The sequence below is a fragment of the Shewanella sp. SM20 genome (genome assembly GCF_025654545.1).
GTDB lineage: Bacteria > Pseudomonadota > Gammaproteobacteria > Enterobacterales > Shewanellaceae > Shewanella > Shewanella oncorhynchi.
This window is the reverse complement of sequence record NZ_JAKKRK010000043.1, coordinates 1-26,892: the sequence shown is the minus strand read 5'-3', so window position 1 is coordinate 26,892 and position 26,892 is coordinate 1. Positions and strand designations below refer to the sequence as shown.

At 46.6% G+C, this 26,892-nt stretch carries 20 protein-coding genes and 1 pseudogene; all 21 read right to left on the bottom strand.

What is annotated here, in order from left to right:
- Positions 1–35: 35 nt before the first annotated feature.
- Positions 36–1,361, bottom strand: a complete 1,326-nt coding sequence (locus L5M18_RS16790; protein ID WP_263197854.1) for an APC family permease — start codon at positions 1,359–1,361, stop codon at positions 36–38.
- A gap of 424 nt (positions 1,362–1,785) precedes the next feature.
- Positions 1,786–2,673, bottom strand: a complete 888-nt coding sequence (locus L5M18_RS16785; RefSeq protein ID WP_212600528.1) for an ion transporter — start codon at positions 2,671–2,673, stop codon at positions 1,786–1,788.
- A gap of 221 nt (positions 2,674–2,894) precedes the next feature.
- Entirely contained in the window at positions 2,895–4,085 is a 1,191-nt protein-coding gene (locus L5M18_RS16780; RefSeq protein ID WP_263197850.1) for an ABC transporter permease, read from the bottom strand.
- Position 4,086: 1 nt separating this feature from the next.
- A complete protein-coding gene (locus L5M18_RS16775) occupies positions 4,087–5,304 on the bottom strand; it encodes an ABC transporter permease (protein ID WP_263197871.1) in 1,218 nt (405 codons plus the stop codon).
- An 80-nt stretch (positions 5,305–5,384) separates the two neighbouring features.
- Positions 5,385–6,359 (bottom strand): HlyD family secretion protein, encoded by a 975-nt coding sequence (locus tag L5M18_RS16770; protein WP_107402716.1) that lies wholly within the window; start codon positions 6,357–6,359, stop codon positions 5,385–5,387.
- Positions 6,349–7,731, bottom strand: a complete 1,383-nt coding sequence (locus tag L5M18_RS16765) for a TolC family protein (protein WP_263172904.1) — start codon at positions 7,729–7,731, stop codon at positions 6,349–6,351. Before L5M18_RS16765 ends, L5M18_RS16770 begins: the two co-directional genes overlap by 11 nt.
- A 94-nt stretch (positions 7,732–7,825) precedes the next feature.
- Positions 7,826–9,274 (bottom strand): metalloprotease TldD, encoded by a 1,449-nt coding sequence (gene tldD, locus L5M18_RS16760; protein ID WP_113940074.1) that lies wholly within the window; start codon positions 9,272–9,274, stop codon positions 7,826–7,828.
- A 140-nt stretch (positions 9,275–9,414) separates the two neighbouring features.
- Entirely contained in the window at positions 9,415–10,245 is an 831-nt protein-coding gene (locus L5M18_RS16755; RefSeq protein WP_263197848.1) for a carbon-nitrogen hydrolase family protein, read from the bottom strand.
- Entirely contained in the window at positions 10,169–14,515 is a 4,347-nt protein-coding gene (locus L5M18_RS16750) for a YhdP family protein (protein ID WP_263197847.1), read from the bottom strand. Before L5M18_RS16750 ends, L5M18_RS16755 begins: the two co-directional genes overlap by 77 nt.
- On the bottom strand, positions 14,515–15,981 hold the full coding sequence (gene rng, locus L5M18_RS16745; protein ID WP_168825804.1) for a ribonuclease G: 1,467 nt from the start codon (positions 15,979–15,981) through the stop codon (positions 14,515–14,517). Before rng ends, L5M18_RS16750 begins: the two co-directional genes overlap by 1 nt.
- Positions 15,982–16,199: 218 nt before the next feature.
- Positions 16,200–16,805: a Maf family protein gene (locus L5M18_RS16740; protein WP_198573065.1), complete on the bottom strand. Its 606-nt coding sequence runs from the start codon at positions 16,803–16,805 to the stop codon at positions 16,200–16,202.
- A 2-nt stretch (positions 16,806–16,807) separates the two neighbouring features.
- Complete coding sequence (mreD, locus tag L5M18_RS16735) at positions 16,808–17,296, bottom strand: rod shape-determining protein MreD (RefSeq protein WP_105251286.1); 489 nt, start codon at positions 17,294–17,296, stop codon at positions 16,808–16,810.
- A complete protein-coding gene (gene mreC, locus L5M18_RS16730; RefSeq protein WP_263148058.1) occupies positions 17,296–18,300 on the bottom strand; it encodes a rod shape-determining protein MreC in 1,005 nt (334 codons plus the stop codon). Before mreC ends, mreD begins: the two co-directional genes overlap by 1 nt.
- A gap of 44 nt (positions 18,301–18,344) precedes the next feature.
- Complete coding sequence (locus L5M18_RS16725; protein ID WP_105251284.1) at positions 18,345–19,394, bottom strand: rod shape-determining protein; 1,050 nt, start codon at positions 19,392–19,394, stop codon at positions 18,345–18,347.
- Positions 19,395–19,734: 340 nt separating this feature from the next.
- Positions 19,735–23,469, bottom strand: coding sequence for a DUF6701 domain-containing protein (locus L5M18_RS16720; protein ID WP_263197846.1), 3,735 nt, complete (start codon positions 23,467–23,469; stop codon positions 19,735–19,737).
- Entirely contained in the window at positions 23,459–23,938 is a 480-nt protein-coding gene (locus L5M18_RS16715; protein ID WP_263148054.1) for an MSHA biogenesis protein MshP, read from the bottom strand. Before L5M18_RS16715 ends, L5M18_RS16720 begins: the two co-directional genes overlap by 11 nt.
- Positions 23,928–24,779, bottom strand: a complete 852-nt coding sequence (locus tag L5M18_RS16710) for a PilW family protein (protein WP_263197844.1) — start codon at positions 24,777–24,779, stop codon at positions 23,928–23,930. Before L5M18_RS16710 ends, L5M18_RS16715 begins: the two co-directional genes overlap by 11 nt.
- A complete protein-coding gene (locus tag L5M18_RS16705) occupies positions 24,779–25,309 on the bottom strand; it encodes a prepilin-type N-terminal cleavage/methylation domain-containing protein (protein ID WP_263197843.1) in 531 nt (176 codons plus the stop codon). The genes L5M18_RS16710 and L5M18_RS16705 overlap by 1 nt, the downstream gene beginning before the upstream one ends.
- Complete coding sequence (locus tag L5M18_RS16700; RefSeq protein ID WP_263197841.1) at positions 25,299–25,787, bottom strand: type II secretion system protein; 489 nt, start codon at positions 25,785–25,787, stop codon at positions 25,299–25,301. Before L5M18_RS16700 ends, L5M18_RS16705 begins: the two co-directional genes overlap by 11 nt.
- A 171-nt stretch (positions 25,788–25,958) precedes the next feature.
- Positions 25,959–26,477, bottom strand: a complete 519-nt coding sequence (locus L5M18_RS16695; protein WP_263148049.1) for a type II secretion system protein — start codon at positions 26,475–26,477, stop codon at positions 25,959–25,961.
- 182 nt (positions 26,478–26,659) lie between these two features.
- Positions 26,660–26,892: pseudogene (locus L5M18_RS16690) on the bottom strand (IS4 family transposase); the annotation flags it as partial.

The window sequence follows — 26,892 nt, the reverse complement described above, 5'->3', positions numbered from 1 at the left end:
AGCTGTGCATCTATGAGCCATGACACTCACTAATTTTATAGCTCTACTGCACGGCGTAAACGGAAACTCCGTAAAGCCAAATACAATGCTCCCACTGCCGCCCATATAAGCCCCAGCTCTAATGATTGTGGCTCTAAGTTTGCCCAAAGCACGCCAATAGTGCCGGCGCCACACAATGGCAAGACTAAGTATTGTAAGTGGTCTCTAAAAGATTTATTACGTCGATCCCTTAGGTAAAACTGCACAATCACGGATAAGTTCACGAAGGTGAACGCCACTAAAGCGCCAAAATTCACTAAGGCTAAGGCCATTTCCAAATCAAATGAGACGGCAGACAGCGCAAGCGCCCCCACCAACAAGACATTAAATGCAGGGGTTCGCCATCTAGGATGGATATAAGCAAACCCTTTACGTGGCAACATATTATCCCGCCCCATCACATATAAAATCCGTGCAACCCCAGCATGGGCAGCCATACCGGATGCCAATACGGCAACAGTGGTCGCCACTAATACGATGGACTGGAATAGATTACCACCCACATAGAGTGCAATTTCAGGCAATACCGCATCAAGCTGTTGAAAGCGGGAAATATCGGGGAAATAGAGCTGCAAAAAATAAGACACGCCAACAAAAATCACGCCACCGAGCAAAGCCGTCAACACAATCGCGCGAGGAATAACACGTTGAGCATCTTTAGTTTCTTCAGTCAGTGAACTTAACCCGTCAAAGCCGAGGAAGGAGAAACACAGAATCGTCGCCCCTGTGAATAATGGCGCCATCGCCATATTATCGGCATAAAATGGTCGCACACTCGCGACGACACCTTCGCCTTCACCGAGGGAAATGCTATAGGCCATTAGACCAATGAACACCACAATAATGGCGATCTGTGCAAACACTATCACCCCATTAAAGTTCGCGACTAGATCAATCCCCTTGAGATTAAGCAAGGTCATTATGGTCACAAGAGCGAAAATAAAGATCCAAGGTTCGACGCTGGGAAACATGGCGGTTAAATAGATTTTTGCGAGCAACATATTGATCATTGGCATAAACATATAGTCCAGCAGCGATGACCAACCCACCATAAAACCAACATTCGGGCTAAAGGTTTTTTGAGCATAAGTGTAGGCTGAACCCGCATAGGGATATTTACGTACCAAATGACCGTAACTAAACGCGGTAAATAAAATCCCCGCCAATGCGAATAGATAAGACGTAGCCACATGGCCAGAGGTGATCTCGGAAACAATACCAAAGGTATCAAAAACGGCCATCGGCGTGAGATAGGCAAGCCCCATCACCACCACTTGCCATAAGTTGAGGGTCTGCTTCAAACCCAGATTTTGTTGGCTCATCAGCACACCCTCATTGTACAGGGTTGAACACCTAAGCACGCATCTGCAATTAGTTTTTGCTTGCGGCTAACCGTCTGTACTCTAGGTTTAATGGCTAACGCAACGACTTGATTTACAACAACTACCGACAATCCGGTACACAACAGCCCCATTGGTCTTTCCTCAGTAAAATAGGTTCAACTGAACCTCATATCATTTCCGGATGTTTACCGGCCTCAATTGTTTTAAAACACATACGCCATAAATAAAAAATAACCGAGATACTGAGTATCTCGGTTATTTTTTCGGCGCGCATTCTCCCCCAAAACCAACAAGAAGACAACCCAATAAAAATATTAAGTGATCCGCAATCTGTGATGGCTTAGCGAAAAACGACAGAATCCAAGTACAAGACTTGATATCAGCTCACGATCCTTAATCTGCTTTAATCAGAACCAATATCTCCCTTTGTCGATACATTAGAAGAATCACCAGCAGCACTGCGCAGCAAGGTTTGTAATTGTTGTAGCTCGAGTCTGATGGCTTTCAACTCCTCGTGCATTTGTCTTTGTTCCTGCTCCAAGACTTGTTTGTCCTGCTCACGCTCTAATGCATGCTCTTCGTCACTGAAGGTTTGCATGGTATTGACGATAATCGCAATAAACAAATTTAGCATAGTGAAAGTAGCCACCAGAATAAATGGCACGAAAAATACCCAAGCATAAGGGTAAACTTCCATCACTGGCCGCGAAATTCCCATAGACCAGCTTTCAAGCGTCATTATTTGAAATAGGGTATAAAACGAATCAGCAATGGTGCCAAACCATTCCGGAAACGTACCCCCAAAGATTTTGGTGGCTATCACCGCAAACACATAATAAATCAACAGTAATACCGTGGCGATCGATGCCAATCCTGGAAGTGATCCCAACAGAGCTGACACGACCCGTTTCATTGATGGCACAATTGTTAACACTCTCAACACCCGCAACACCCGTAGCGAACGCAGTACAGCCAGAGGCCCAGATGCAGGGATCAGTGCAATCACTATCACGGTAAAATCGAACACACTCCAAGGGTCTTTAAAAAATTTCCCCCTATAGGCATAAATCCGCAGCAATAACTCCACGACAAATACACTCAGCAGCACCTTATCAAGACTCATCAACAAAGTACCGTATTGCGCCATCAGGCTGGCTGAGGTCTCCATACCTAACTGCACCGCGTTGATTAAAATCAATGCCAAAATAAAATGACCAAACCAGTTTTGCTCAACCAAGCTAATCACTCGTGCCTGCAAACCCGTTGGTACGTTAAGTAAAGATGTACTCATGTCGACTCCTATAATCACAATTGCGGCGATTGTAGCGAGTGCGCTTTCAGATGCCCAGTTTTTACGGTGGGTTAAATAACAACAGGGTTAAATGCAGTGGATTGAGCAAGATTTGGATAATATGAACAGCAACTTTTATGAGGGGTGGGTAAAACGTCATTACGTCCTCAGTAAACGATTAACACTCGCCAATAAATATAAATCTAAGGTATCGCTAAAAACTAATGGGTACCAGTCAGCAACAATCTCGCTCGACGCTTAATCCCCAACATCGCTAGGCCGAAAAAGACCGCAAATAAGCCCCAGAGTTGTAGCCACTTGGGCATCACACTCGCCCAACTTGCGCCCATTTGATTGAGTTCTAGCATGCCCATAATCGCGGGTACGGCGGGAATAAACTGTGAGCCGAGTACTAAAGGTTCTGGGATCAGTGCTATCGGCCACACAAAACCTGACACGAATAGAATAGGCATAGAGATCAGCAGTAGCACCTGGGTGGGTAAATCACGGCGGGTGAACAAGGTGCTCATGGCAACACCTGCGGCGGCGGTAGCCAGTAAAAACGGCAATAACCACAGCGCAACTAAGCCAAGGCTCGCTTGAATACTCACGTTATACCAGTGATAACAATAGCCCACATAAAAGCTGGTAAAGAAGATATAAATCAACATGAAAGCAAGAATACGACCACAGACTAATTGCACCGGTGACACCTGCTGCCAATACCCTTTATGCCGCCATTGCCCTGCCCCCAAAATGCCAGTACCTATGAGTAAGGTTTGGTGCAAAATCAGCAAGAACAGTCCAGGTACTACATAGGGCGTATAACCTAGGCTCTGGTTAAAGGCTGGCACACTGTTAAGATGAAGCGAGTTTAAACTCTCTTGGGCCTGCTTAGGATTTTGTCCTTGAGCAAGCATGCCAATCAATTGCACTTGTTTACCCGCATCCATTCCAGCGCTAACTAAGCCTTCAACAACCGCGGAATAAATCAAAAAGTAACTAGCATCACCGCCATAGCTTAGCGTCACACCTTTACCGAGCAATAAATCGCGGCGGAATCCTTCAGGGATCACGAGTAAGCCGTGGGCCTTACGCGTCTCAATAAATCGCTTCGCCTCGGTAATCGAACCGACTTGACCTATGACTTGAATTTTTGCGCTGGCATCGGCATGACGGATCAATTGACGGCTTAGGGAAGAATGGTCTAAGTCCACCACGATCAGTTGTTGCTCGGTCGGCACTTGATTCAGATAGGGCAAAGGATACAAAACCGAATAAAACAGTACACCGCCAAATAAGGTCACAGCGATCGCTTTATCGCTAATAATGGCCTTAAACTCAGTGAGGATCAGTCGCCACAGACTGAGCTGACGTGGGGTGTTTGCGTGTTCGCTATTGGATAAATTCATCCTATTGCCCCTTCGCAGATATAGCTGCGTCCGAGTCATAAACCGTCACTGCAGCATTGGTGTTAACTGTGGTAGGCAGTAATTTACGCGACAGGAAATATATCAAAGGTATCAGACAGATAAAGCCCCAATAGCTGGTGATTTGGCTCGCTACACTTGGCCAAGGAGCGCCATAACTCACGATACTAACATGGGACTCAATATAATGGCTCGATGGCATGATAAGTCGCCACCACTGGGCTAATTGCGGCATTTCGTGAGTCGGAAAAGTAATGCCCATAAAGGCAAACGCTGGCGCAAATAAAGCGGTACAAAAGCTGATGACCCGCGCACTGTCACGCATCACTACAAATATTAATAACACTAAGCTCCAGACTGCCAATAACATGACTAATTGCGCTAGCAATAATAGGGCTAAACTCCCCGCCATCGGCAGAGCAAGATACAAATACAGCCAAGCTAAAATAAAGCCGCCCTGCAGCATCAATATCGGCGTAAACAGCACCATTTTCGCCCACACCTTAGGCCAAAAATGTTCAGTTAAGAGATTCGACATGCCATCGGCCTGAGTGGTAGGCGCTAAATGCAGCTCTCGATTTAAACTGTTTGCCATCACTAACATAGATAACAACTGCCACAGCGCAATCAGCACTGGCGGTACTAAGAAACCTATGTAGTTGTTATTTCGGTTAAACAGGGCTGTTGTTTGGCTTTTGACTGGGCTTAAATTCACTGCGACTTGGGATTTCGGTGTACCATTTGCGAGCTGCTTTAAACCCGCCACTTGCTGTAATCCGTCGCCTAAACTCAGCTGAATTTGGCTTGAGAGTAACTTACCCACCAGCAAAAATTGACTGTTGTAGCGCACATCAATTGTAGGCTTATGGCCTGTAAGTAAATCCTTTTTCATATCATAGGGAAAAACCACAATAGCGTAGACTTTCGCCTGTTGCATCGCGCTTATCGCCGAGGATAAGTCGGTAAAACTTTGCGGATCGGTAACTGGGTTTGCCTTAAGCTGACGGGTCAACATGCGGCTCAATTGACTATGATCTTGGTCGACAATCGCCACGGGCAGTTGCCTTGGCAGACCTGCACTGAATAACCACCATAAGCATAAAATTCCCAGTAGTGGAATATAACTTATCAGCGCTAACTGCCAAGGGTCATGCCATAGGGCACGCAGCTCACGGCGAACTAACGCTGTGAGCAACGCCATAAAGCTTATGCTCGATGGCTGTGATTCACCCTTAATCTTGTCCGCCGCGTTGGCGTGAGGCGTACGTTCAGTCACGACTTTTACTCACTACGCAGCAACACAGACATGCCGACACGCAGATCGGTAATCGGCTGGTTTGGACGCAATTCCACTTCAAAGGTTCGCATATCAAAATCATGGCCACTTTCGGTCGAACGCCAAGTGGCAAACTCACCCATCACACTGATATGGGACACAGTAAAATCCACATCCTGCCCGAGTGCCGGAATCGTTAATTGAATTGTTTGACCTTTTTTGAAACGTTTAAGTTGGTCTTCTCGCACTTGGAACACGGCCCAAGCATCCTGCATATCAATCAGACTGACAATCGGAAAACCACTGGGGGCCAATTCACCCGCCTGTAACAGCACGTCGCTGATCTCACCCGATTTAGGTGCGCGCATTTGGCTATCTTCCATAATGGCGCTAACTTCTTTCACTGCACCTTCAGCCTTACGGGCATTACCTGCTGCAGCCACTTTGGTTTCCGTCCGCGCGCCTTCTTCTGCCATTTGATACATGGCTAAGGCAGCTTGTTCTGTGTATTTTGCCGCTTGCCATTGGGTAAAGGCTTCATCGCGTTTTTGTCTTGCCGCCACACCTTCGTTAAATAAGTTTTCGACTCGGGTATAGGTGGTTTTAGCGAGCGTTGCCGCCGCCTGCGCCTTGAGCCATTGCTCCTTGGCTGCCATCACTTCTTGACTGCGAGCACCGTTGTTGGCTTCTAGCTGCATCGCCTTAGCGGCATCACGGCCACCTTCGGCCTGCATTAACTTTGCATCTAGCTCAGGACTGCGGATCGCAAATAATAAATCCCCTTGGGCAACACTATCACCGCGGCGCACGAGCACTTGCTCGACTCGGCCTGGCACCTTGGACGAAACATTGTACTCACGGGCTTCAATCTGGCCCTGCAACAAACTCGGCTGCGGGCTATAAGCGAGCTTGAGTCCATAGGCTAAGATAAGGCCTAATGCGACCAACGCCACAAGGGCAAGTATTCTGTTAGCGCGCATTGTTTGTCTCCTGCACTTGGGTAGGGGCTGTGGTACGACCGATAAATTCATCTAGTTGACCACTAATGGCCATTAATCTGGCATAGGCTTGCACATAACGATAACGGGCAGCCAATTGCTGAGTTTTCACCGCGCTTAGTTTCAGCTCCGCATCGACTCTGTCGATAGAAGTTGAAAGCCCTTGATTAAAGGCGATTTCCCTAAGACGCAGGTTTTCAATAGCAAGTTCGAGCGAAGTATCGAGCGCCGTCACTTCTTCCTCGGCCTGTAATAATTGGCGATAGCTTTGATCCACCAGCAGGCTCAAGTCTTGTTTAGTTTGTGCCTTGGTATAACGAGCTTGTAAGAGTGCACTTTTCGCCGCTTCGACCTTACCGCTACGACCATCGCGGCTGATCAGTGGCACATTGACCCCAACCCCAACCATCCAGTCAGGTGTGATGCTCGTCAAGAGTGTGTCTTCTTCATACAAGGTGTAGTTACCGAAGAGGAAAACCGTTGGATGGTATTTACCTTTTTCCAACGCTATTAAACCGTTCGCTTGCGTTTCTTTCGCTTCGAGTAATTTGAGCGCCGGATGTTGGCTCAGGGTAATTTGGCTGAGTTGAGCGAATGAAGGAGCCTGTGGCAGTACAAATAAGGGAGAATTTGTGCTCACCTGACTTTGCTGTAGCATACGTGCCAGCGCGATCACTGCCATTTCGTGTTGCCGACGAGCACTGCCTAAATTGACTTTAGCATTGTCTAGGGCGACCTGCGCATTGAGGCGCTCAACCTTCGCAATTTGCCCTTCGCGCTCTAGTGCTAAAGCATGATCAACATGCTTAGCTAACGAGCCAACCAGATCAGTCTGAGTATTCACCAATGCCAACGTCACATCGACAGCGTAATATCTATCCACCAGCAGGGTAAATAAATCACGAGTAGCCAATTGTAATTCTTGTTGCTTCTCGGCCACCATAGCCGCGTGTATACCTTGAGCCGCAGTGATTTGTCCGCCCGTATAAATCGGCCACATTGCCTGTAAGCTGGCGCTAAAAATATCTTGTTCACTTAAGGGCAGCGGCGGAATACCCGCAATAATGCCCCCAAGCGATGGCGGGATAGAAATCACAGAATTTAATTCTTTCAGATCAAACTCAATCGGTTTATCCAAATGAATATAGTTACCGCGAATGTCTAATGAGGGCAAATTTAAGCTCTCGCCCGCCTCTTGTTCACCCTTAGCGCGGTTAACTTCCTGCGATTGCGCTTGCAATTTGTCGCTCACCTTCAGCACTTGCTGCCAAGCATCAGTAAAGCTAATCGGCTGAGCATAGCCAGCCGAAGGCAATGATAATAGGCAAAGCCAGACTACACGTGATAGTTTCATTAACACCTCTAGAGTAGTTACTCTAATTTCCTTTGCGAATGATAACATTCATGGTGGGTAGCGACTAGAACCTATAGACGTAAGGTTCTAGGTTTTATGCTGTTCCGCCCACGGTGAGCTTATCGAGTTTTAGGGTCGGTTGACCCACACCCACAGGCACACTTTGACCGTCTTTACCACAAACGCCCACACCTTGATCTAAAGCCATATCGTTACCGACCATAGAAATCTGGCTCATAGCCTCAGGGCCATTACCGATTAAAGTAGCACCCTTAATGGCTTGAGTAACTTCACCATTTTCAATCAAATAGGCTTCGGATGCTGAGAACACAAACTTACCCGAAGTGATATCAACTTGACCACCGCCAAAGTTAGGGGCGTAAATACCCTTCTTCACTGACTTAATAATCTCACTGGGATCTGACTCACCGGCCGTCATATAAGTATTGGTCATACGTGGCATAGGCAAATGCGCGTAGGATTCGCGGCGACCGTTACCCGTTGGCGCAACACCCATTAAGCGAGCATTGAGTTTGTCTTGGATGTAACCCTTTAAAATACCGTCTTCAATCAATACGGTTCTTTGGGTTTGTACACCTTCATCGTCGATGCTGAGTGAACCACGACGATTAGGCAAGGTGCCATCGTCGACCACAGTCACTAACTTAGACGCAACTTGCTGACCAACCTTGCCGCTAAAGGCACTGCTGCCCTTACGGTTAAAGTCGCCTTCTAAACCATGTCCAACCGCTTCGTGGAGCAATACACCGGGCCAGCCATTACCTAACACCACTGGCATTTCACCCGCTGGTGCATCGATGGCGTTAAGGTTAACTTGCGCTTGACGCACGGCTTCGCGGGCAAAGGCGAAACACATAGGTAAACCTGTGTCATCGCTTGCCATTAACACGCCGTAGTCATGACGACCACCACCACCAGCGCCACCACGTTCACGTTTACCGTTTTCTTCCAAAATCACGCTACAGTTAAAACGCACCAGAGGACGGATATCGGCCGCCAGAGTGCCATCACTCGCAGCAACGAGGATTTCTTCGTGCACACCAGCAAGGCTAACCACCACTTGAATAATCCGGCTATCTAGACTGCGAATAAAAGCATCGGCTTCTTTCAGCAGGTTGATTTTTTTGACTTCTTCCATCGCCGCAATCGGATCTAAGCTGTCGTATAACGCCAATGCTTTTTGACGTTTAAAGGCTTGTACCTGAGTCTGCTCACCCGCACTAGCAATGCCACGGGCAGCCTGTACTGCAGCGCTTAAGGCGGCAGGAGTGATATCATCTGCATAGGCAAAACCCGTTTTCTCACCGCTGATGGCCCGCACACCCACACCGCGTTCAATATGGAAACTACCGTCTTTGATGATGCCGTCTTCCAGCACCCAAGATTCGTGGCGACTACCTTGAAAATAGAGATCGGAATAATCGATTTTGTGCTGATGTATGGTGTTTAGATAGGTTTGCAGGCCATCTAGCGCTAACCCATTCTTCAATAAACTTTGCTCTACTTGTGCTAAAAATGGCATCTATGCTCTCTTTGACCCCAAGGGATCTTGATATTCTGAGTGTAAATTCGGTGTACTAATTCTATGTGTTAATGCTGCGTATCGACTCAAGCGCAAATTCAGCATTTCAACTCGTCTGCTGGCTACTGGCTACTGGCACATTATTTCAAGCTTGGTTCAAGGAAACGATTATGCTGCATGACGGGCATTTTACTGCGAATACTGTGCAGTTCGGTTAAGTCGACCTCAGCCTGTACCCAACCAGTACCGGTTTTAAGTTCAGCCAAAATATTCCCCCAAGGACCGACTATCATGCTCTGCCCCCAGGTTTCGCGGCTACCTTCGTTATGCTGTCCCCACTGAGCTGCAGCAAGAATAACGCATTGGGTTTCAATCGCTCTTGCCTGTAACAATACCTGCCAATGGGCTTCCCCCGTCACCTTAGTGAAGGCAGAAGGGACAGTAATAATCTCAGCCCCCGCAAGGCGCATCGCCCTAAACAAGTCGGGAAAGCGTAAATCATAACAGATGGTTAAGCCAATTTTGCCAAAAGGTGTATCGATAACGCTAATGTGATCACCGGGGCAGAAGGTTTCGCTCTCGCGATATTGTTTTGTACCATCGGCAACATCCACATCAAAAAGGTGCAGTTTATCGTAATGCCCTAAAGTATCACCTTTATCATCAAACAGATAACTGCGACTATAGACACGACCATCCTCAGCCAACACCGGAATAGTCCCCGCGACCATAAACACCCGATACTTGGCGGCCAGTGCACTTAACGCCGATTTGAGCGGACTCTGATGAACATCGCCCGCATAGACAAGTTGCTGACTTTCATGGCCACCAAACAGTAAGCTGCATTCGGGTAACACGACTAAATGGGGCGCATCGGCATCCCGTCTGAGTTCGTTAAGCTGCGATTCGATAAACAGCAGATTGGCGCTGACGTCGCGACTGCTCTGACATTGCAACAGGCTGATGTGCATTCTGATCTCCCTGAATTTGCTTAATCGGTTCTACTGCTGGCTGATTCTCTGGTGTGGCAGGCGTGTTCGGCGCTTCAGGCGAAGGCGTCGCTTGAGGTTGCTCCCGCTTTAAATCGAGCGCTTTAATTTGATCTGTTGCTGGCTTTAGCTCTTCTGACTTTGATTCTTCAGATCTGGCCTCTTCAGGCTTAACGTCTTGTGGCTCGAGCGCTTCTGGTTGTGTTGCTTGAAGCTGTGGCTCAGATTTAGCGTTGCTTGGTTTAACTTCAGTTGACTGAGCTTCAGTTAACTTAGTTTCAGTTGGCTTAGCTTCTGTTAATTGAGCCTCGGTCGATTTAGTCTCTACCGGCTGAGTGATATCGGCGTTATGACTCGCGGCTTCAGTCGGCACCGCTGGGCGCTCAACGCCAACTACAGGTAAAATAGATTCTGGAATTTCAATCTCTTTACTCTTACGCTCTAACTCTTCGACCACAGGCTCAGCCATAGTCCCAGTCACCCGAAAACGAATTTCTGAAATCACTTCAATCACAGGCTCAAGCACTTTTGTCAGGGCAAAGGCTCCCAGACCCAGTGTCCAAGCGCTGGTACTGAGCAATACGACAGTCGGCACACTTGAGGCCAACTGCGGCACAAAGCGGATATCGTAATTCAAACTTTCAGTGGTGAGATCCGTATAGCCACGCACCTTCATATTACCCGCGATGGCATCCATTTCAGTGTCTGTAGTTTTCACCACGCCATTATCAATCTGCAAATTGCCATTGAAAGAATTGAAATACATGCCCTGACCGAAGACATCGGTGAAATCCAGCGACAGTTTACGCACCAAAGAATCTAAACTGAACAGGGAGAAAATCCGCGCGCCCTTGTCACTCACCTGAGATAAGTGGCCTTTGCCTAAGTTGAATTTCACCTTGCCATTTAAGGTTTCGAGGGAGAAGGCATAGGGAGCACCTTGCCAAGATAAGTCCGCATTAACCTTCAAGGGGGCTTCATTAACGCCAGGCTCTATACCCAATTGAGCAGATAGATAACTAAACTGAGTGGCATTTAACTCAACACTGAGGTCAGTTTTATTCTGTCCAGCCTGTTGCTGCCAAATGCCACTGCCCTGCAAATTGACATTGGGCGTAGTCAAAGACAATGTTTGAATCTTATATCCTGCCGCTTGTGGGCTCGCCTGCAAAACAAGCTTTCCAAAGGATTTATCGAAGAAACGAAAATCTTCCACATTCACTGCAACTGGCGGCAAGTTAGTGAGCACTTGATCACTGGCAAAATCGGCATCCGAGTTCGGCTTTACCTCAGGTGAAAAATAGAATTTATTCGCCACAACTTTGAGACCTTGAGTTTTCCAATTTGGATAGAAATCGATCCAACCGTCAAATTCGTTGGCAACGGTATTAAAACGCCATCCCGTCTCGTTAGGCTTAGCATTAAGCCTAAGCTCCGTCAGTTGTTGCCCTAAAAGATCGAGCCGACCGATATGAGAATCGATACTCGCCACCGCGGGAAATAAACTTTTATGTGGAATATCATCAACTAAAATGCCCGTTTTCGGTATTTTCTCTTGACCAACAAAGGCATTAATCACAGGTAACCATTCGGCTAATTTGGCCTTACCGAGATCGATTTGAATATGACCTTGTTCCGTATTTCTGGCTTCATCAACATCGAATAAACGCCCCAATAACAAGTCAAAATAACTAAAATTTGCGCCTTTATCGGCATCGAAACCACCGATAAACTCGGCATGACTGGCAAGTTTGACATCGAGCGTCGCATTATCTTGATCGCCAACAAACTCGGCGACTAAAGGTCGTGGTTCATTTTCGGGTTTAGCAAAGTATCCAGGGAGTAACAGTTGCGTCCCCAGCATATCCGAAGTCACTTTGGCTTGGATTTGATAACCTTGCTCAGTAAATAGCATAGTCATAGCACCGTCCCAACTGATTTTGCCCTGATAAAAATCACTCAAGGGATTGTGCAATTCATCGGGGAGACGACTGAGATCCCAACGACTTTTCAGCGAAAGATTAAGGCCAAAATCTTTACCTTTAGGCTGAGTGTCGAAAGTTAAACTAAGCGGTTGTTCGAACAAGCGCGCTTTGATGCCTTTTCCTGTCACAACCTCATTCGCAAAGTCGACAACACCAGTCACGCCATGAAGTTGAAGCCCTGGCTGAGCAATATATACCGGTGTGTTATCAAAACGGATTTGACCACGAATATCTTCAGCTTCACCTTCATACAGTGGAATGCTGATGTCTAAAGTGCCAGTGACAGCACCTTGCACTTGCACGACATCTAAGGTTTTACCTACTGAGTTCGCCAAAGGTGAGGCTTGTAACACCTTAGTCGCCGCACTGCCTTGAGTAGCAAGTTCGGCTTCAATCCTTAGCAGCGTCTGTTCACCAATGGCGGGAATAAATACATGGGCCCCTGTGGCATCCACATTCATCAGCTTGCCTTGGTTTAACCAAAGATCCATGCGGGTATTTTCAAACAAAGCGTTAAGGGACAGATCTGTGACCGCAGGCCAGTCGGGTTGAAACTGAAATTTGGCATCTGTTAAGGTAAATGCTGCCTGAAATACGCCGCTATTATCGTCGAAGGGAAAACCACTTAACGGACCACGCCAAACAACTTGCGCATCTTGGGTCTGACCCGCTTTAAGCCCAGTATCCAAATACTCGGCCAGTGATTCACCCATCGCCTTATTGGGGAAATACTTGTCGGCATTAGCCACATTGTTGAGACGAACATTGGCCGCCAGCGCCATGTGTGCAGCACCGCTAAAGTCCAAATTCAATGCCGCATCAACGCCGATATCTTCGTTTTCAAACTGCAACTGGGGCACATTTAAACTCAGATGTTCAGTATCGAATTGACCATCAATTGGCGCACCATTGAACACTAATGGCGCCGAAAATTCATCACCAAAATCGAGGGTGTACACTTGTTCAGGTAGAGAGAAATACAGCGTCTTATCTTGCCAGCGAAGGTTCACATCTACAGGATGAGTATTGGGAATACCCTCGACCTTCTGCCAATGCAACTGCTTCACTTCGGTACTGGCGAGCAAAGGCTGGTCGGCTTTTTGATACAGGCGGATTGGTCCAATATTAGCCTCGGGAGCTAACGCATGCCATTGACGCAATACAGCTTTATCGACTCCTGGGAATAGCGGCAGCAGCGGCAATAGACTCTGAGTATTAACTTGATTCACATAGGCAAATAATTCATCGTTTTGACGCTTCGCGGCCAGCATTAACGCCGGCCAATGCTCACCATTGGTGACAAAATCCAGTCCTGAACTTTGCACTTCCCAACCCGTCGCCTTTGGCTGCCAAACAATGTCACCCGCTTGAATTTCAAATTTCTGCGGCTCTTGCTTTAATGTCCATTGCAGCCAGCTCGGCTCAAAATGAACCATAGCAGAACTGATGCTGCGGTCGGCAAACGTAAGCCAAGCCTTAAGATTGACAACCCCTTCTAAGGGTAACTTTTGAGTAGAATCATAGGGATTAGGCTGACGTGAAGCCCATTCACCTAAATCCAAAGAGTTAGCCGCCAAATAAATCTGCCCAGTCAAACTGTCGGGATTTGCACCATCACCCTTGATATCTAACTGTAATCCGAGAGACTCATGCTCAGAGGCATGACTATCAAGATACAACTCTCCCGCACCCCGGTGACGTTCACCCTGATTGCGCCAGTTCAAATGACGGATATGGATCGGGCGAAACTCTTGGTGCATGCTCAGCAATTGCACTGTGGCATTGGTTAAGGAGAATCTATCGAGTTGTTTGAGTAATAGGGCATAGAGCCAATCGAGTTGCGGGGCTTTATTAATTGTGGCGGGATCGTTCTCGGTAAGTTTATCCATGTCTAAAGCGACATGGACACCCTCAAAAATAACATCTTCGATTCGCGGGGTGAGCGTGAACAGCGATTGCCAAAAATCTAACTTCACTTGTACGTTCTTGATCATCAAGGTCACAGGCAGTTGTTCCTGTGGCGGGATCACTAAGTCATCGATGTTAAGTGCAGGACCAAATGCCTGCCAATGGGCGGATAACTCCCCCACTTGCACATCGACTTTATATTCGCTTTTTACGTAATTCACCAGTTGCTGGCGAACTTCATCAACCTGCGGTAATAAACCACGGATCAAACTGACGGCAAGCGCAAACAAGACCAAAATAAGCGCCAGAAATTGCCAACAAAAACGGCTAAATTTTTTTGCAGTAAAAAGCGTAGCCACTACATCATCACCACATCGTATTTGTGCTGTGAGTACATAGGCTCATTTTGCAAACGGATGCGCTTACCTATGTAAACCTCAAGTTCAGCAATAAGATGATTATCATCGGTATGCAGACTTTGATACACGGCAGGCGAACAATACAACAGGAACTCATCAGCATCGTAGGCACGGTTTAAACGGATTATTTCGCGAAAGACCTCATAGGAAACCGTCTCAACTGTCTTCATGCTCCCCGTGCCATGGCAGGCCGGACATTCGCCGCAGACGACATGCTCTAAACTTTCGCGGGTACGCTTACGGGTCATTTCGACTAGACCTAACCCCGAAAAACCACTCACATTGGTTTTTACCCTATCCTTAGACAAAGCGCTGGTTAAGCTACTAAGAACACGAGCCTTATGATCCGCCGTCATCATGTCGATAAAATCGATAATAATGATGCCGCCGAGATTACGCAGACGTAACTGCCTCGCTATCGCTTGGGTCGCTTCGAGGTTGGTATTAAAGATGGTTTCTTCAAGATTCCTGTGCCCCACAAAGGCGCCAGTATTGATATCCACAGTCGTCATGGCTTCAGTTTGATCTATGATCAAATAGCCACCAGACTTGAGCTCGACTTTACGGCCGAGTGCACGTTGAATTTCGTTCTCCACATCGTAGAGATCAAAAATAGGCGCAGGCCCTGAATAGTGCTCAATCTTATCGGCAATCTCTGGCATAAACTCCTGCGCAAAAGACTGCAACTCGGCAAAAGTGCGGCGAGAATCCACTTGAATACGGTCCAGCTCAGTACCGACAAAATCACGCACAATGCGCACAGGTAAGGCTAAATCTTGATACAGGAGCGACACACCACTGCGTTTACGTCGCTCACTCACCTTTGACCAAACTCGGCGTAAAAATGCCGCATCTTGGGATAACTCATCTTCCCCTACACCTTCGGCGGCAGTGCGGATAATAAAACCACCGTCATCATCAACATAGGGCAAAGTAATTTGTTTGAGGCGACTGCGTTCTTCTTCTAGTTCAATACGCTGGGAAACACCAACATGGCTAGAACCTGGCATAAAGACTAAATAACGGGAAGGCAGCGTGATATCGGTCGTTAGGCGTGCGCCCTTAGTGCCCAGCGGATCTTTAACCACTTGCACCATAATGTCTTGCCCTTGACGGACTAACTCGGCGATATCACGAACAACGAAATGACCTTTCTCAACATCGGCGACACACTCAGTGTGCGGTACTATGTCGGACGCATGTAAAAAAGCCGCTTTATCTAAGCCAATATCGACAAAGGCGGCTTGCATACCGGGTAACACACGGCTGATTTTACCTTTGTAAATATTCCCCACTAAACCCCGTTTCATCCGGCGTTCAATATGGACTTCTTGCAGCACACCATGCTCAACTAAAGCAACGCGCGCCTCAGATGGAGTTACGTTGATCAGTAATTCTGAACCCATCTTGCGCTGTATTTTATTTGGATTTAAGCGACTGGTATTCACGACTCACCCCATTCGGGAAACTAGATTAATTAATCGAAGTTACAAACTCTCTAAGCATGAAAACCGAATAAAGGAACAAGGTCAACGTCATTGGAGTACTCGATTCAGAGCCCTAAACGCCAATAAGGTTCATTCTAACCTCAAGCCAAAATCGCAATATAAGCAACCAGCAGCAGTTAAATAAAGCCAACTTCGGCTAACAACTCACGCGTTTCAACCAGAGGTAAACCTACAACGCCAGAATAACTGCCTTCAATTGCAGCCACAAAGCAACCGCCGAGCCCTTGAATGCCATAACTGCCCGCCTTATCCATGGGCTCTTTTGAAGCCACATAAGCCTCAATGTCAGCTGTCGATAAAGCGCAAAAACGCACTTGTGTTTCGACTAAGCGCACTGAGGTTTTTAAGGTTGAGTCAGACTCGCCTGCTTTGTAGGTCAGTGCCACAGCCGTCATCACAGTATGCGTTCGGCCAGACAGTTCACTGAGCGTTTGCTTAGCATCGGCCACATCCAGCGGTTTACCTAATATTTGATTTTCAAGCACTACGATAGTATCAGAACCTAATACAGCAGGCTGTGACATATCTGCGCATAATGCCAGTCCAGCTTGGGCTTTTTCAGCGGCTAAACGTCGTACATAATCCCTTGGTGCTTCGCCCTGTTGCACAGTTTCATCAATATCCGGTGCCACTTGCGTGAAACTAAACTCAGGACGACCGAATCCAATCTGTGCCAATAATTCTTTGCGACGTGGCGAAGTTGAAGCTAAAACTAAATCCACAGTTAACGAACCTTATAATGACGTCGAACCCGACGTAAAATCCAAAATATCCAAGGCCAGATCACTAATCCTGAAATCGCAGGTAAAAATAGATCTGTTTTGAAAACAGCCTCTTGCATCACAAATTCCACCCAGTAAATCACTAAGTGATAAATACAAATCAGTAGCATGATCACTAACGACTGCTGCCATTGAGGGAAGTTTCGCAAACGCTGGCAATGCAAGATAGCAATATAAATAACCAAAGACATGGCTAAAGAACGCACACCTAAGGTGGCTCCCAATAAAATATCTAATACTAGGCCTAAAACCCATGCGGTTAAGATGTTGTATCTGTGGGGTAATGCGATAGACCAATAGAGAACAATCATTAATAGCCAGTCTGGACGCCAAGCATCAACAGCACTTGGTAAAGGCATGATCTGGCTGATCACGCCGATAAATAATGTCACCCAAACAATAAAGCGCCCATTGGCGGCCTGAAAACTCATTAATGCACCTCAGCCACAGGAGGAGTGGTTTCCGTTGACGGTTTGGTCGCAGGCGCGGTCACAGGTTTAGAAGCCTCTGCTGGCGTGACACTTCCACCAGCAGGAACAGCGCTATCTGCTTTTGATACATTATCGCTCGATGAATGATCCGCAGCAGGCACGGTAGGCTGACTCGGTAAAGTCACACCAGAATCGGGGGATGGCCAAATCAACAATAAATAACGAATACGATCTAACGCCGCTAAAGGCTGGGCGGTGACTCGAGCGTAACTTTGGCCATCTTCAGTCAACACTTCCATTACCCGCGCAACCGGATAACCTTCCGGGAAACGATTCCCTAAACCTGATGTGACCAGCAAATCGCCAACACGAATGTCAGTACTCTTGGCCACATGGCGCAGCTCTATTTCATCTAACTCACCCGTACCATTGGCAACAAGGCGCACATCATTACGGGTGATACGCACAGGTAATCCGTGTGATACATCGGAGAGCAATAACACCCTACTGGTCATTTCACTGACTTGTACCACTTGGCCAACAACCCCTTGGGCATCGACCACAGGCTGCCCAACAAATACACCACTGCGTGAACCATGGTTTAGCACCGCATAGTGATGGAAAGGATCGCTAGCAACCTCCAATACTTCAGCCACCATTTTGCGCGAATCAAGGTAGGCTGGTGAGCCCAACAGTGCGCGTAAACGTTCATTTTCTTGGCGTAAGTGTTCGAAACGCTGTAAGCGTTCACTCATCAGCAATTGCTGCCTGAGCAGCTCTTTATTCTGCAACGCTAACATATTGCGGGTGGCAAAACTTTCAGACGACCAGTCAAGCGCAACACCGGGCACGCTCGCTAAATACTGCAATGGACTAAAGAAAGAGGATAACGATTGCCGTACAGGATCGAGGCGATGATTAGCCACGAGCAAAGCCACCGACAAAATAATTGCCAGTGTCAGACGGAATTGGTTTGAAATACCACGAACAAAAATTGGCTTCATAGGAAAGCTAAGGCGGTGATTAACCGCCCCATACCGAAGTTAAATTAGGTTTCTTCGGAGAACAGATCGCCGCCGTGCATATCAATCATTTCGAGGGCTTTACCACCGCCACGTGCTACGCAGGTCAATGGATCGTCCGCCACCATTACAGGAATTCCGGTTTCTTGCATTAATAAACGGTCTAAATCACGCAATAAAGCGCCGCCGCCAGTTAACACCATACCGCGCTCAGAAATATCTGAAGCTAATTCTGGTGGAGATTGTTCTAACGCCACCATCACAGCACTTACGATGCCAGATAATGGCTCTTGTAAGGCTTCTAAAATTTCATTGCTGTTCAGTGTAAAGCTACGAGGTACACCTTCTGCCAAATTACGGCCGCGGACTTCGATCTCGAGCACTTCATCGCCAGGATAAGCAGTGCCGATAGTGTGCTTGATACGCTCAGCCGTAGCTTCACCAATCAAGCTCCCGTAATTACGGCGGACGTAGTTGATGATCGCATCATCAAACTTATCACCGCCGATACGTACCGAAGACGAATACACTACACCATTAAGTGAAATAATCGCGACTTCAGTGGTACCACCACCGATATCCACCACCATAGAGCCGGTCGCTTCAGATACGGGTAAACCCGCACCAATCGCAGCTGCCATTGGTTCTTCAATTAAATACACTTCGCGAGCACCAGCGCCCATGGCTGATTCACGAATAGCACGGCGTTCTACTTGAGTAGCACCAACGGGCACACACACAAGCACGCGTGGACTTGGACGAAAAAAACTATTGTTGTGCACTTGTTTAATAAAGTGCTGCAACATTTTCTCCGTCACATAAAAATCTGCAATAACACCGTCCTTCATTGGGCGGATAGCTTGGATATTGCCAGGCGTTCTGCCTAGCATTTGTTTAGCTTCTGTGCCGACCGCGGCAACAGATTTCTGACCGGAGCCACTACGCTCACCACGTATAGCAACAACAGAAGGCTCATTGAGGACTATGCCTTCGCCACGAACATAAATTAATGTGTTAGCTGTACCCAAATCGATCGATAGATCATTAGAAAAAATGCCGCGTAGCTTCTTAAACATGTAACTAGCCTGTATTCTGTGGAGTCAGAAGAAAAGAAAAATCAGCTAACTTTATCAATGCCACCCTGATTCCACAAGACCGAGGAGGTTAACAATCGCTAATGAAGTGATTTTTTTTCAAATCGCCACGTAAAAAACAGTATTTAAGCGGAAAATACTGTTTATTGACGAAAATATCAGCAACAAAAAACGAGCAAACATACAATTCAGCAACAAATATCAAACTAAGGCATTGCATTTAGAATCTGTTACAAGCGTTTTCGTCGACTTCTAATAAGTAAAATGGCAGCCCATTTCAAGGGAAAGCCTGAGTTCAATTTAATGAGAGAAATAACTCAGATTAGTTTACCTCACGCCAATAGATTATTTTATCATGCCCTCGATAACGACCAAAATACGCACTTGCCCGCGGTTCAGTGACCGCTGTTGGCGATACGCCATTCCAATTCCAGTACCATTCTAGCCATGTCGGCACATCCAAGGGCGCCATCACTTGGCCGCGGTATGGCAACCCACTTGTTGTAACGGCTTGCCAGAGCAACTCAAATTGGCCAGCTTGGAATGTTGCAGTCCCGCCAGAACGCACAACACTTTGTCCCGCCACTAAGTCGGGATCAAAATTGTAACCCAGAGCGGAATGATCAACCTGCGAACCCAAAGCATACACTGCCGTTGTGCAGTTATCGGCAGTATTTAAGGCCCAGCTGCTGCCATTCCAATATTCGGCTCGAGTCGGCATACGCAGTATTTCTGTCTCAGGACCATAGGTGTTATCCATCACCACACGACCATGACGAAGGGTTTGAGTGCTGATTTTCTTAGCATTACAGTTAGTGCAAGTGCCTGTAGATGCCGCATCCATGTCTGGTGAGGCCACATAGCTGTAAAGCCCATTCGGCCGAGGATCGTTATCCATCAATTGCACGCCAATATCGAGCAGCTCGAAGGGGCCATCCTGATACAGATTCGTCGCCACATTTGGGGTCACCCGACTAAAGTTAGCTTGGTAAGAAGCATCGACCGTCGCCACACCTTGATTCCAACTATCAGCCTTTATAGGTAAGGCACTTAAGCGACTCTGTAAATCGACACCATTATTGTTGTTTTCTCCCACTAATTTGGCAGTGGCGAGGGAAAATGGCGGGAAATAGTTTTTCGTTATATCCCCCGCGATATTTAAAGCACTGAGCTCCATCGACATAGGGAACAACTGATCCATATAGCTAAAGCCGCCGCAGGCGGGTATGACCGATACGTTACTGACTAAAAATCTATCGGGCACAAAACGGCCAATATTGACAGAATTTGCGGTAGGGATATTTAAACTACTCGCAGAACCAAGGTAATTAGCCTTGGCCGTAGCTGAAATCTGGAATACTCCAACCTCGCTAATCGTTTGATTATTGATGGTATTCAGATTATTAATTTGCGCGCTATGGCTGTAAGAAGTTACACCTAACACACCATTGTTCGCGCCACTGGCTAGAGTTGGAGCGATCACTTTACTGGCTAGTGTCATAGCAGTATCAATAAAATTGGGCGTTGGCAGATTACCACTACAAAAATCGCTATCATTATCTACCTGCCAAGCCATAGCTTGCACCGTCATGCCAAAGGTTTGACCCGCTTTACGATAGACATTACACGTCATATTCGCGCTTGAGCAGCTAGCATTGGCATCTACAGGCTTAACACACAATCCCGCTGGTACGCTGACAAATTGGTCTGAACCTGCCATGACTAAGCCCTGTTCATCACCAGTACCTGTATATTTTGCATCTAATTGTAATTTACCTGCATCAGGGTAATTGACTGAAATGCTTGCTTGTCCGTTGGTATCAAACAGCAGGTTCACCGCCGTAGGCAAGGTACTCGAGGTGCCAATTGCCGTATTGTTGATGGTGACGGCTTTAGGCGAGATAGGCGCGCTTGGCGTTTGGTAACTGCTCCAGAAATTCAGCGTTTTGGTCTGGCTTTGGAAGCTTGGGACACACTGCTTCGTCACATCGGATTTCTTCACCGCTTTGACTAACACTTGCTCGGGGCGATTCGCACGCTTATCGGGTACATCGAATACAAAACCACTGTCGGCAAAGGTGAGTGAACAATTGTTCTCACTCAAGCCACCATTACCAATACGGCAAAGGGTTTTGCTTAAGGGTTTGGTGGTGGGATTAGAGCCCTTCACCCCTAAAGTCACTACACCGGGAGTATTTCGCCTCAGTTGCAGTTGCGCCGTGCCACCGCTAAAGCTCACTTGATTACCGCCAACCCATACGCCATCTGCCGCAGAATCAGGTAATAAGGTTGCGCTAATAGGTGCAGTAAAGAGTTGACTACAATTGGCATTGGCACAGGCTCTAATCGTTACCGTCTCAGCATTACAGGTCAGACCTTGACCCGTATGATCAAACTCAAAATGATCGATCTGAGCACCAATAGGATTCGATTTTAACGCACAAATTTGCACGTTATCGATTTCGTGGTTGTTATTTGAGCCCCCCGTTGAGCCCGTTAAAGACAATAAAAAATCACTTGGAATGGCCGCCTGACCATTTTGTGCTGCGGCGTTAAATGCGGGAACTAAAGTCACAAAACCCGAACCTGTATTACGCTCAATTTTCACAATAGATTGATTCGCGGCTTGCGAATCAATTGTGATTTTATACCTGTGCGCAGGCGATACATTATTGCCGTCTACCGCAGGCGATAAGCAACTACCGTTCGTATTAGTAGTGCCATTACTACAAGCGCCGCGTAAATAATTATACCCTGACGTGCCGACACCCGAACCGCGAACCGCAACGGACTGGCGTCGCTGGCCGACATTAGAACTACCGCCTTCACCAGAGAAGTTACCGAACTCATCAATACCAAACCCAAGCCAACCACCCGCGAACCCATTAATACCAGGTTTATAACCGTAACCCAATGGACCGCCAAAGGCACCAGGCTGCGGCGTTATAGAAGCATCCGATAACACTACCGCAATGCCGTCGGCACCATTGCCACCATAGGCATAGTGATCAAACTGGATCTCCACTAAGTTAGCTTTTCCAGGAAAGAGTCTTTGATAGGTAGATGCCGTAGATTGGTCAGATTTAGCTTCGGTTAAGCGTAATCGACCACTTCGAATAGATGGAGTAAAAGTGCCACTGCTACGGGAAACGACCCAATCACTGCTTAATGCACTTTGGGAGAAAGTGTCATTAAAACACTGTAATACCGGTACATAATCATTAATACGACCACTACTCATAACCAAATAACGGCTGGTGACTCGGCCATTGATAATCGAGTTATTATTTAGACTTAATGTTGCATCGCTATAAACTCGCCCATTGAGTACAGCATCACTATTTAGCTGAATATTGCTATAACCGATAATAAGAGCAGAAGCAGCATTATTTTCATTGAATTTACTGCCATTTAATTCAAACTGTTGCTTTATAAAAATGCGGACATTGCCTTGCAAAATCACCTTAGCATCTTGATTCAAAGTAAAACTATCTACCCAATAGTCCCCTTCAGGTAAAACGAGTGTCGCGCCACCCCCAATAGCGATAGCGTTAAATCGATACTCATTTTGAGTTGCCGATAGAGTCAGAGTACAAGCAGAATAAAGCGAAACATTGCTAAACTGACTTTGCCCATTACCACCAAGCGTTAATTGCTCGCCAGTATTACAAGAACCATAACCGCCACCAGCGCCGCTACTCGATAAAAAAGCGTTGTTCCCAGTTAAATTTAACCCTCGAATATCACTGCCATCAATAGTACATTTTCGCACTCCACCAGACCCGTTATCACAACTGTTATCAGCAAGCCCGCTGCCATCGTTACTCGAACAATAATCTAATCTAGCACCACCAGTACCATTAATGATGCCATTACCGTTTATCATCAGCTGTGCCGATGATATTTGATGGCATACATTAGAATTATCACCATGGTGTCCTTGAGCAACCTTGGCAAAAATAACAGTCTGGTCAATAGGGTCGAATGCCATCACTGACGAGGGAAAACTCAAGATAAGTGCTGCCAATATGGCACGATAAAAAAGATTAATTCCCACGAGCTTCTACCTCAACTTGTCGGCTAACACGGGTCTCGCCGCTTTCACATACTGCTTTACTGTTGATTCGATATTGGGTGGTTGTACCTACCGCATAGGCTTTGCACGTCAAGGTCACAGTGCAGGCATGGAAACCAGTTACATTAGGTGGATTCCAAGTGCTCGTTGCAGGGCAAATGCCAACTAAACCATTTAATGGGAACAATGTTGCCAATGCGGCATCGGCGCCACTGTTCGCGGCAGCAAAGGCACGAGTCCCCCACACCTCTTGGGTTAATCCAGTATCCCCATCCTGCACAATATTGATCAGGGCTGACGCCAGTAGAAACATCACAGTGATCACAAATACGCCAATAATCAATGCACTGCCGTGTTGACGCGCAGGCAGAGCGTGAGAGGACGATCTTGATAGTGATGATCTGGATGCTGAGTTACGCCCTACCGAGCGACAATGTGAATTAAGGGACATTGATCACCTGCACTTGATGTCGATATTGGAACGTCTCACCATTTACATTAAACCGCGGTTGTAAATGCACCATGGCATTATTCACTAGGCTAGATGGCGTTAAAATCAGCGGTAAATCAGCACCATTATTTAAAACATTTGCCACACTTTGCGCCATTAGCACGCCCGTGCCCATAGTGGCTGGATTTGGTTGAACGGTATTAAAGTTATAACCAGCATAACGCACTATTTGCAAATAATTACCGCTTGCCCCCTTTTCAAAGCAATAGCTCACAGGACTCGAACCAAAATAGATCCTTTGTCGTGGTGATGCTTCGGCAAAACGTGTTGGCGCAGTAAAAGTCAGTGTCACTTGATTAGCCAAGGTCAGAGGAGGTGTTTTAATCTGTGCTCGTTTTTGTCTCGCGCTGCTATACACATCGGCGTCAACCAAGGGATAGATCCAAGCGAATTGATTCACGCGAATCGCACTCGCGGTATTATCTAGAATAACTATGCCAGTACTCGCGGCCGCAGCGGGGATAATTGGCATAGCAAGATAAGTCGTGCTGGCCTCGATCGGTACAAATTCAACACATTGATAGGTCAGCGAATCGCTATTAAGACGCACACTGTTGGGCAAAGCACTACGTAGCTCACGGGTCATTCGCTCAACGGCAAAACGGCTCTGACTGAGTACCTGATCGACTGAACTCGACTCCACAAAAATCCGCGTACCAAAAATAATAAAGCTACTCACCCCGACCACAAGAATCCCCAGAATCAAGATAACGGTGACCATCTCGACCAAGGTAAAACCTAGTGTGGATTTTTTATTAACCGTAGATAAAGGTGAGGCCATCAGTAATTACTCCTCACCATATTGTAAGTAATCACTTCGTTGTCGGGCGTAGTCACATTAATCGTCACTAGCTTAGTATTGGACACTGCGCCATAGGCAACTGTGACGCTTAAGTGATAGTTAGGATAAGCATTTGCATAGGTTTGGGTCGAATTGAGCATAGTCGCGGTTTCATTTAAGCCGTTGTAATCATCCACATCGTTAAAGTTGTTACGACTCTCACCGAACTCAGGGCCTAATAACGTTGAACAATTACTCCCTAGCGGACTACCACAGGCTGGCGTGCCACCATTGGCATTGGTGTTTTGATCGTAACGTTTACCCCAGATTTCATTCATCACCGAATGTGCAAGCTCAGCACTGCGTACTCTATGTAAGGTACTGGCCGCACGATCAGCTTGGGGGAATAACATGCTGGTTAGCATCACTATTGCAATGCCAATCACTAACATACCAATGACTAATTCGATAAGGGTAAAACCTAATTGACGAGCTTGAATATGTCCTTTAAAGAGAGCATTAGTTGGCATAAATATAGCCCTCGCTGGAGACATTAATCATCACAGTGTCATTTGCAGTCACGCGAATACAATCACTATTACAGCTTGGAAAAAGTCGGCCATTGATATCGAAATCAAGGGTAAAGTTGCTGCTGTTAGTGCTCACTAGCACTAATTGAGCACCACCTTGAAAAGCTTGGGTATAAAGCGGGTTTGGCGATAATGCGGTACCAGAACAAACCGCCCCATTTCGGGCAGAGAATTGACTCACTTGATAGCCAGTGCCAGAAACAGTTACACGAAAACATCTGTCGGTATTATTGAGCGCTTTTTGCTGTACTTGACGCAGCTCGCTAATGAACTCGTTACGTAAACTATAGGCACTGTAGGAAGACTGAGTAAACAGGCGTGGCAGTACAACCACAGCAAGAATTGAAATCAAGATGATGGTCGTTACTAATTCTACTAAAGTAAATCCGGCCTGTTTTGACATAGAGAATTTAAGCATCACTCGCGTTAATTGCTGATTTCATGTACTAGGTTCAGTTTCTGCCAACGATATGATTAACGCAAATAAATGTCGGAAAACTCTTGGCGGACTCATTTATTTAAAATCATGTAAGAACCGCATTTTATCTAAAAAAAAGGCCTGCTAGGCAGGCCTTTTCATAAATGCATATTAACAATCAGAAGCATCAGGAATTGCAGAGAAAACAGGAGCAACTGTCGCACTTTCTGCTTGTTTATAAGTAAAACGACATTCTGCTGGAGCACCTTTTTGCCACATGGTCACAATACCCTGACCTTCAAATATAATCCAATCTGCACCGGTGTCAGTAGCAACTGTTGGATCTGTAGCACTGGTTCCTTCATCAAAGCTCACTTCTATAGCATTCTCCAACTCAATTTCTGTTGCTTGAAGATAGCCAAATTGCGTAACTGCGTTAGTACCTGTGCCAATATCAACAGAAGGAGGAGGAGTTGCTGTTGCTGCTTTTTTCTCTTCTCCAGCCAAGGCCGCTTTAGAATAAACCAAGCTATTTGCACCTTGGATTGAGGCTTTTAGGCCATTCAAAGCAGAAACACGCGCATCACCTTGCAGGTTAATAAACTTAGGTGCCGCTGTGACAGCAAGAATACCTAAGATAATGATCACTACGACTAATTCAATTAAGGTAAAACCTTGTTGTCTTTTCATATAAAACTACCTTTCTTTCTAAGTGAGTACTCGTGTGAGTACTAATTAAGTTAAGTCACTTTTAGACTCTATTACTTTTAAACTAAGCTACTTAAAACATGAACAAAATAAAACTATTAATTACGGCCTATGGTACAAATGGTGTTTGAGTGAAACTTAATACTCTGCCCTGAAGGATCCCCTCATAAATCAGCCATAGCATAGCCATATTTGAGCAACTGATTGGCGAATAATACCCAGGCCGCCAGCAATTCTTTCTCCGTGATTTGATAATCAGGCCGCCTGAGTACCTCCAATCCCAAGCGAATCGTTGAGAGTACCGTTCGATGCCCAATGGTATTGGCCTGAAAATGCTTATCCCAGCCCTGTTGCTGTGCGTGTAAACCAACTAGCCACAACAGGCATTGAACCATCA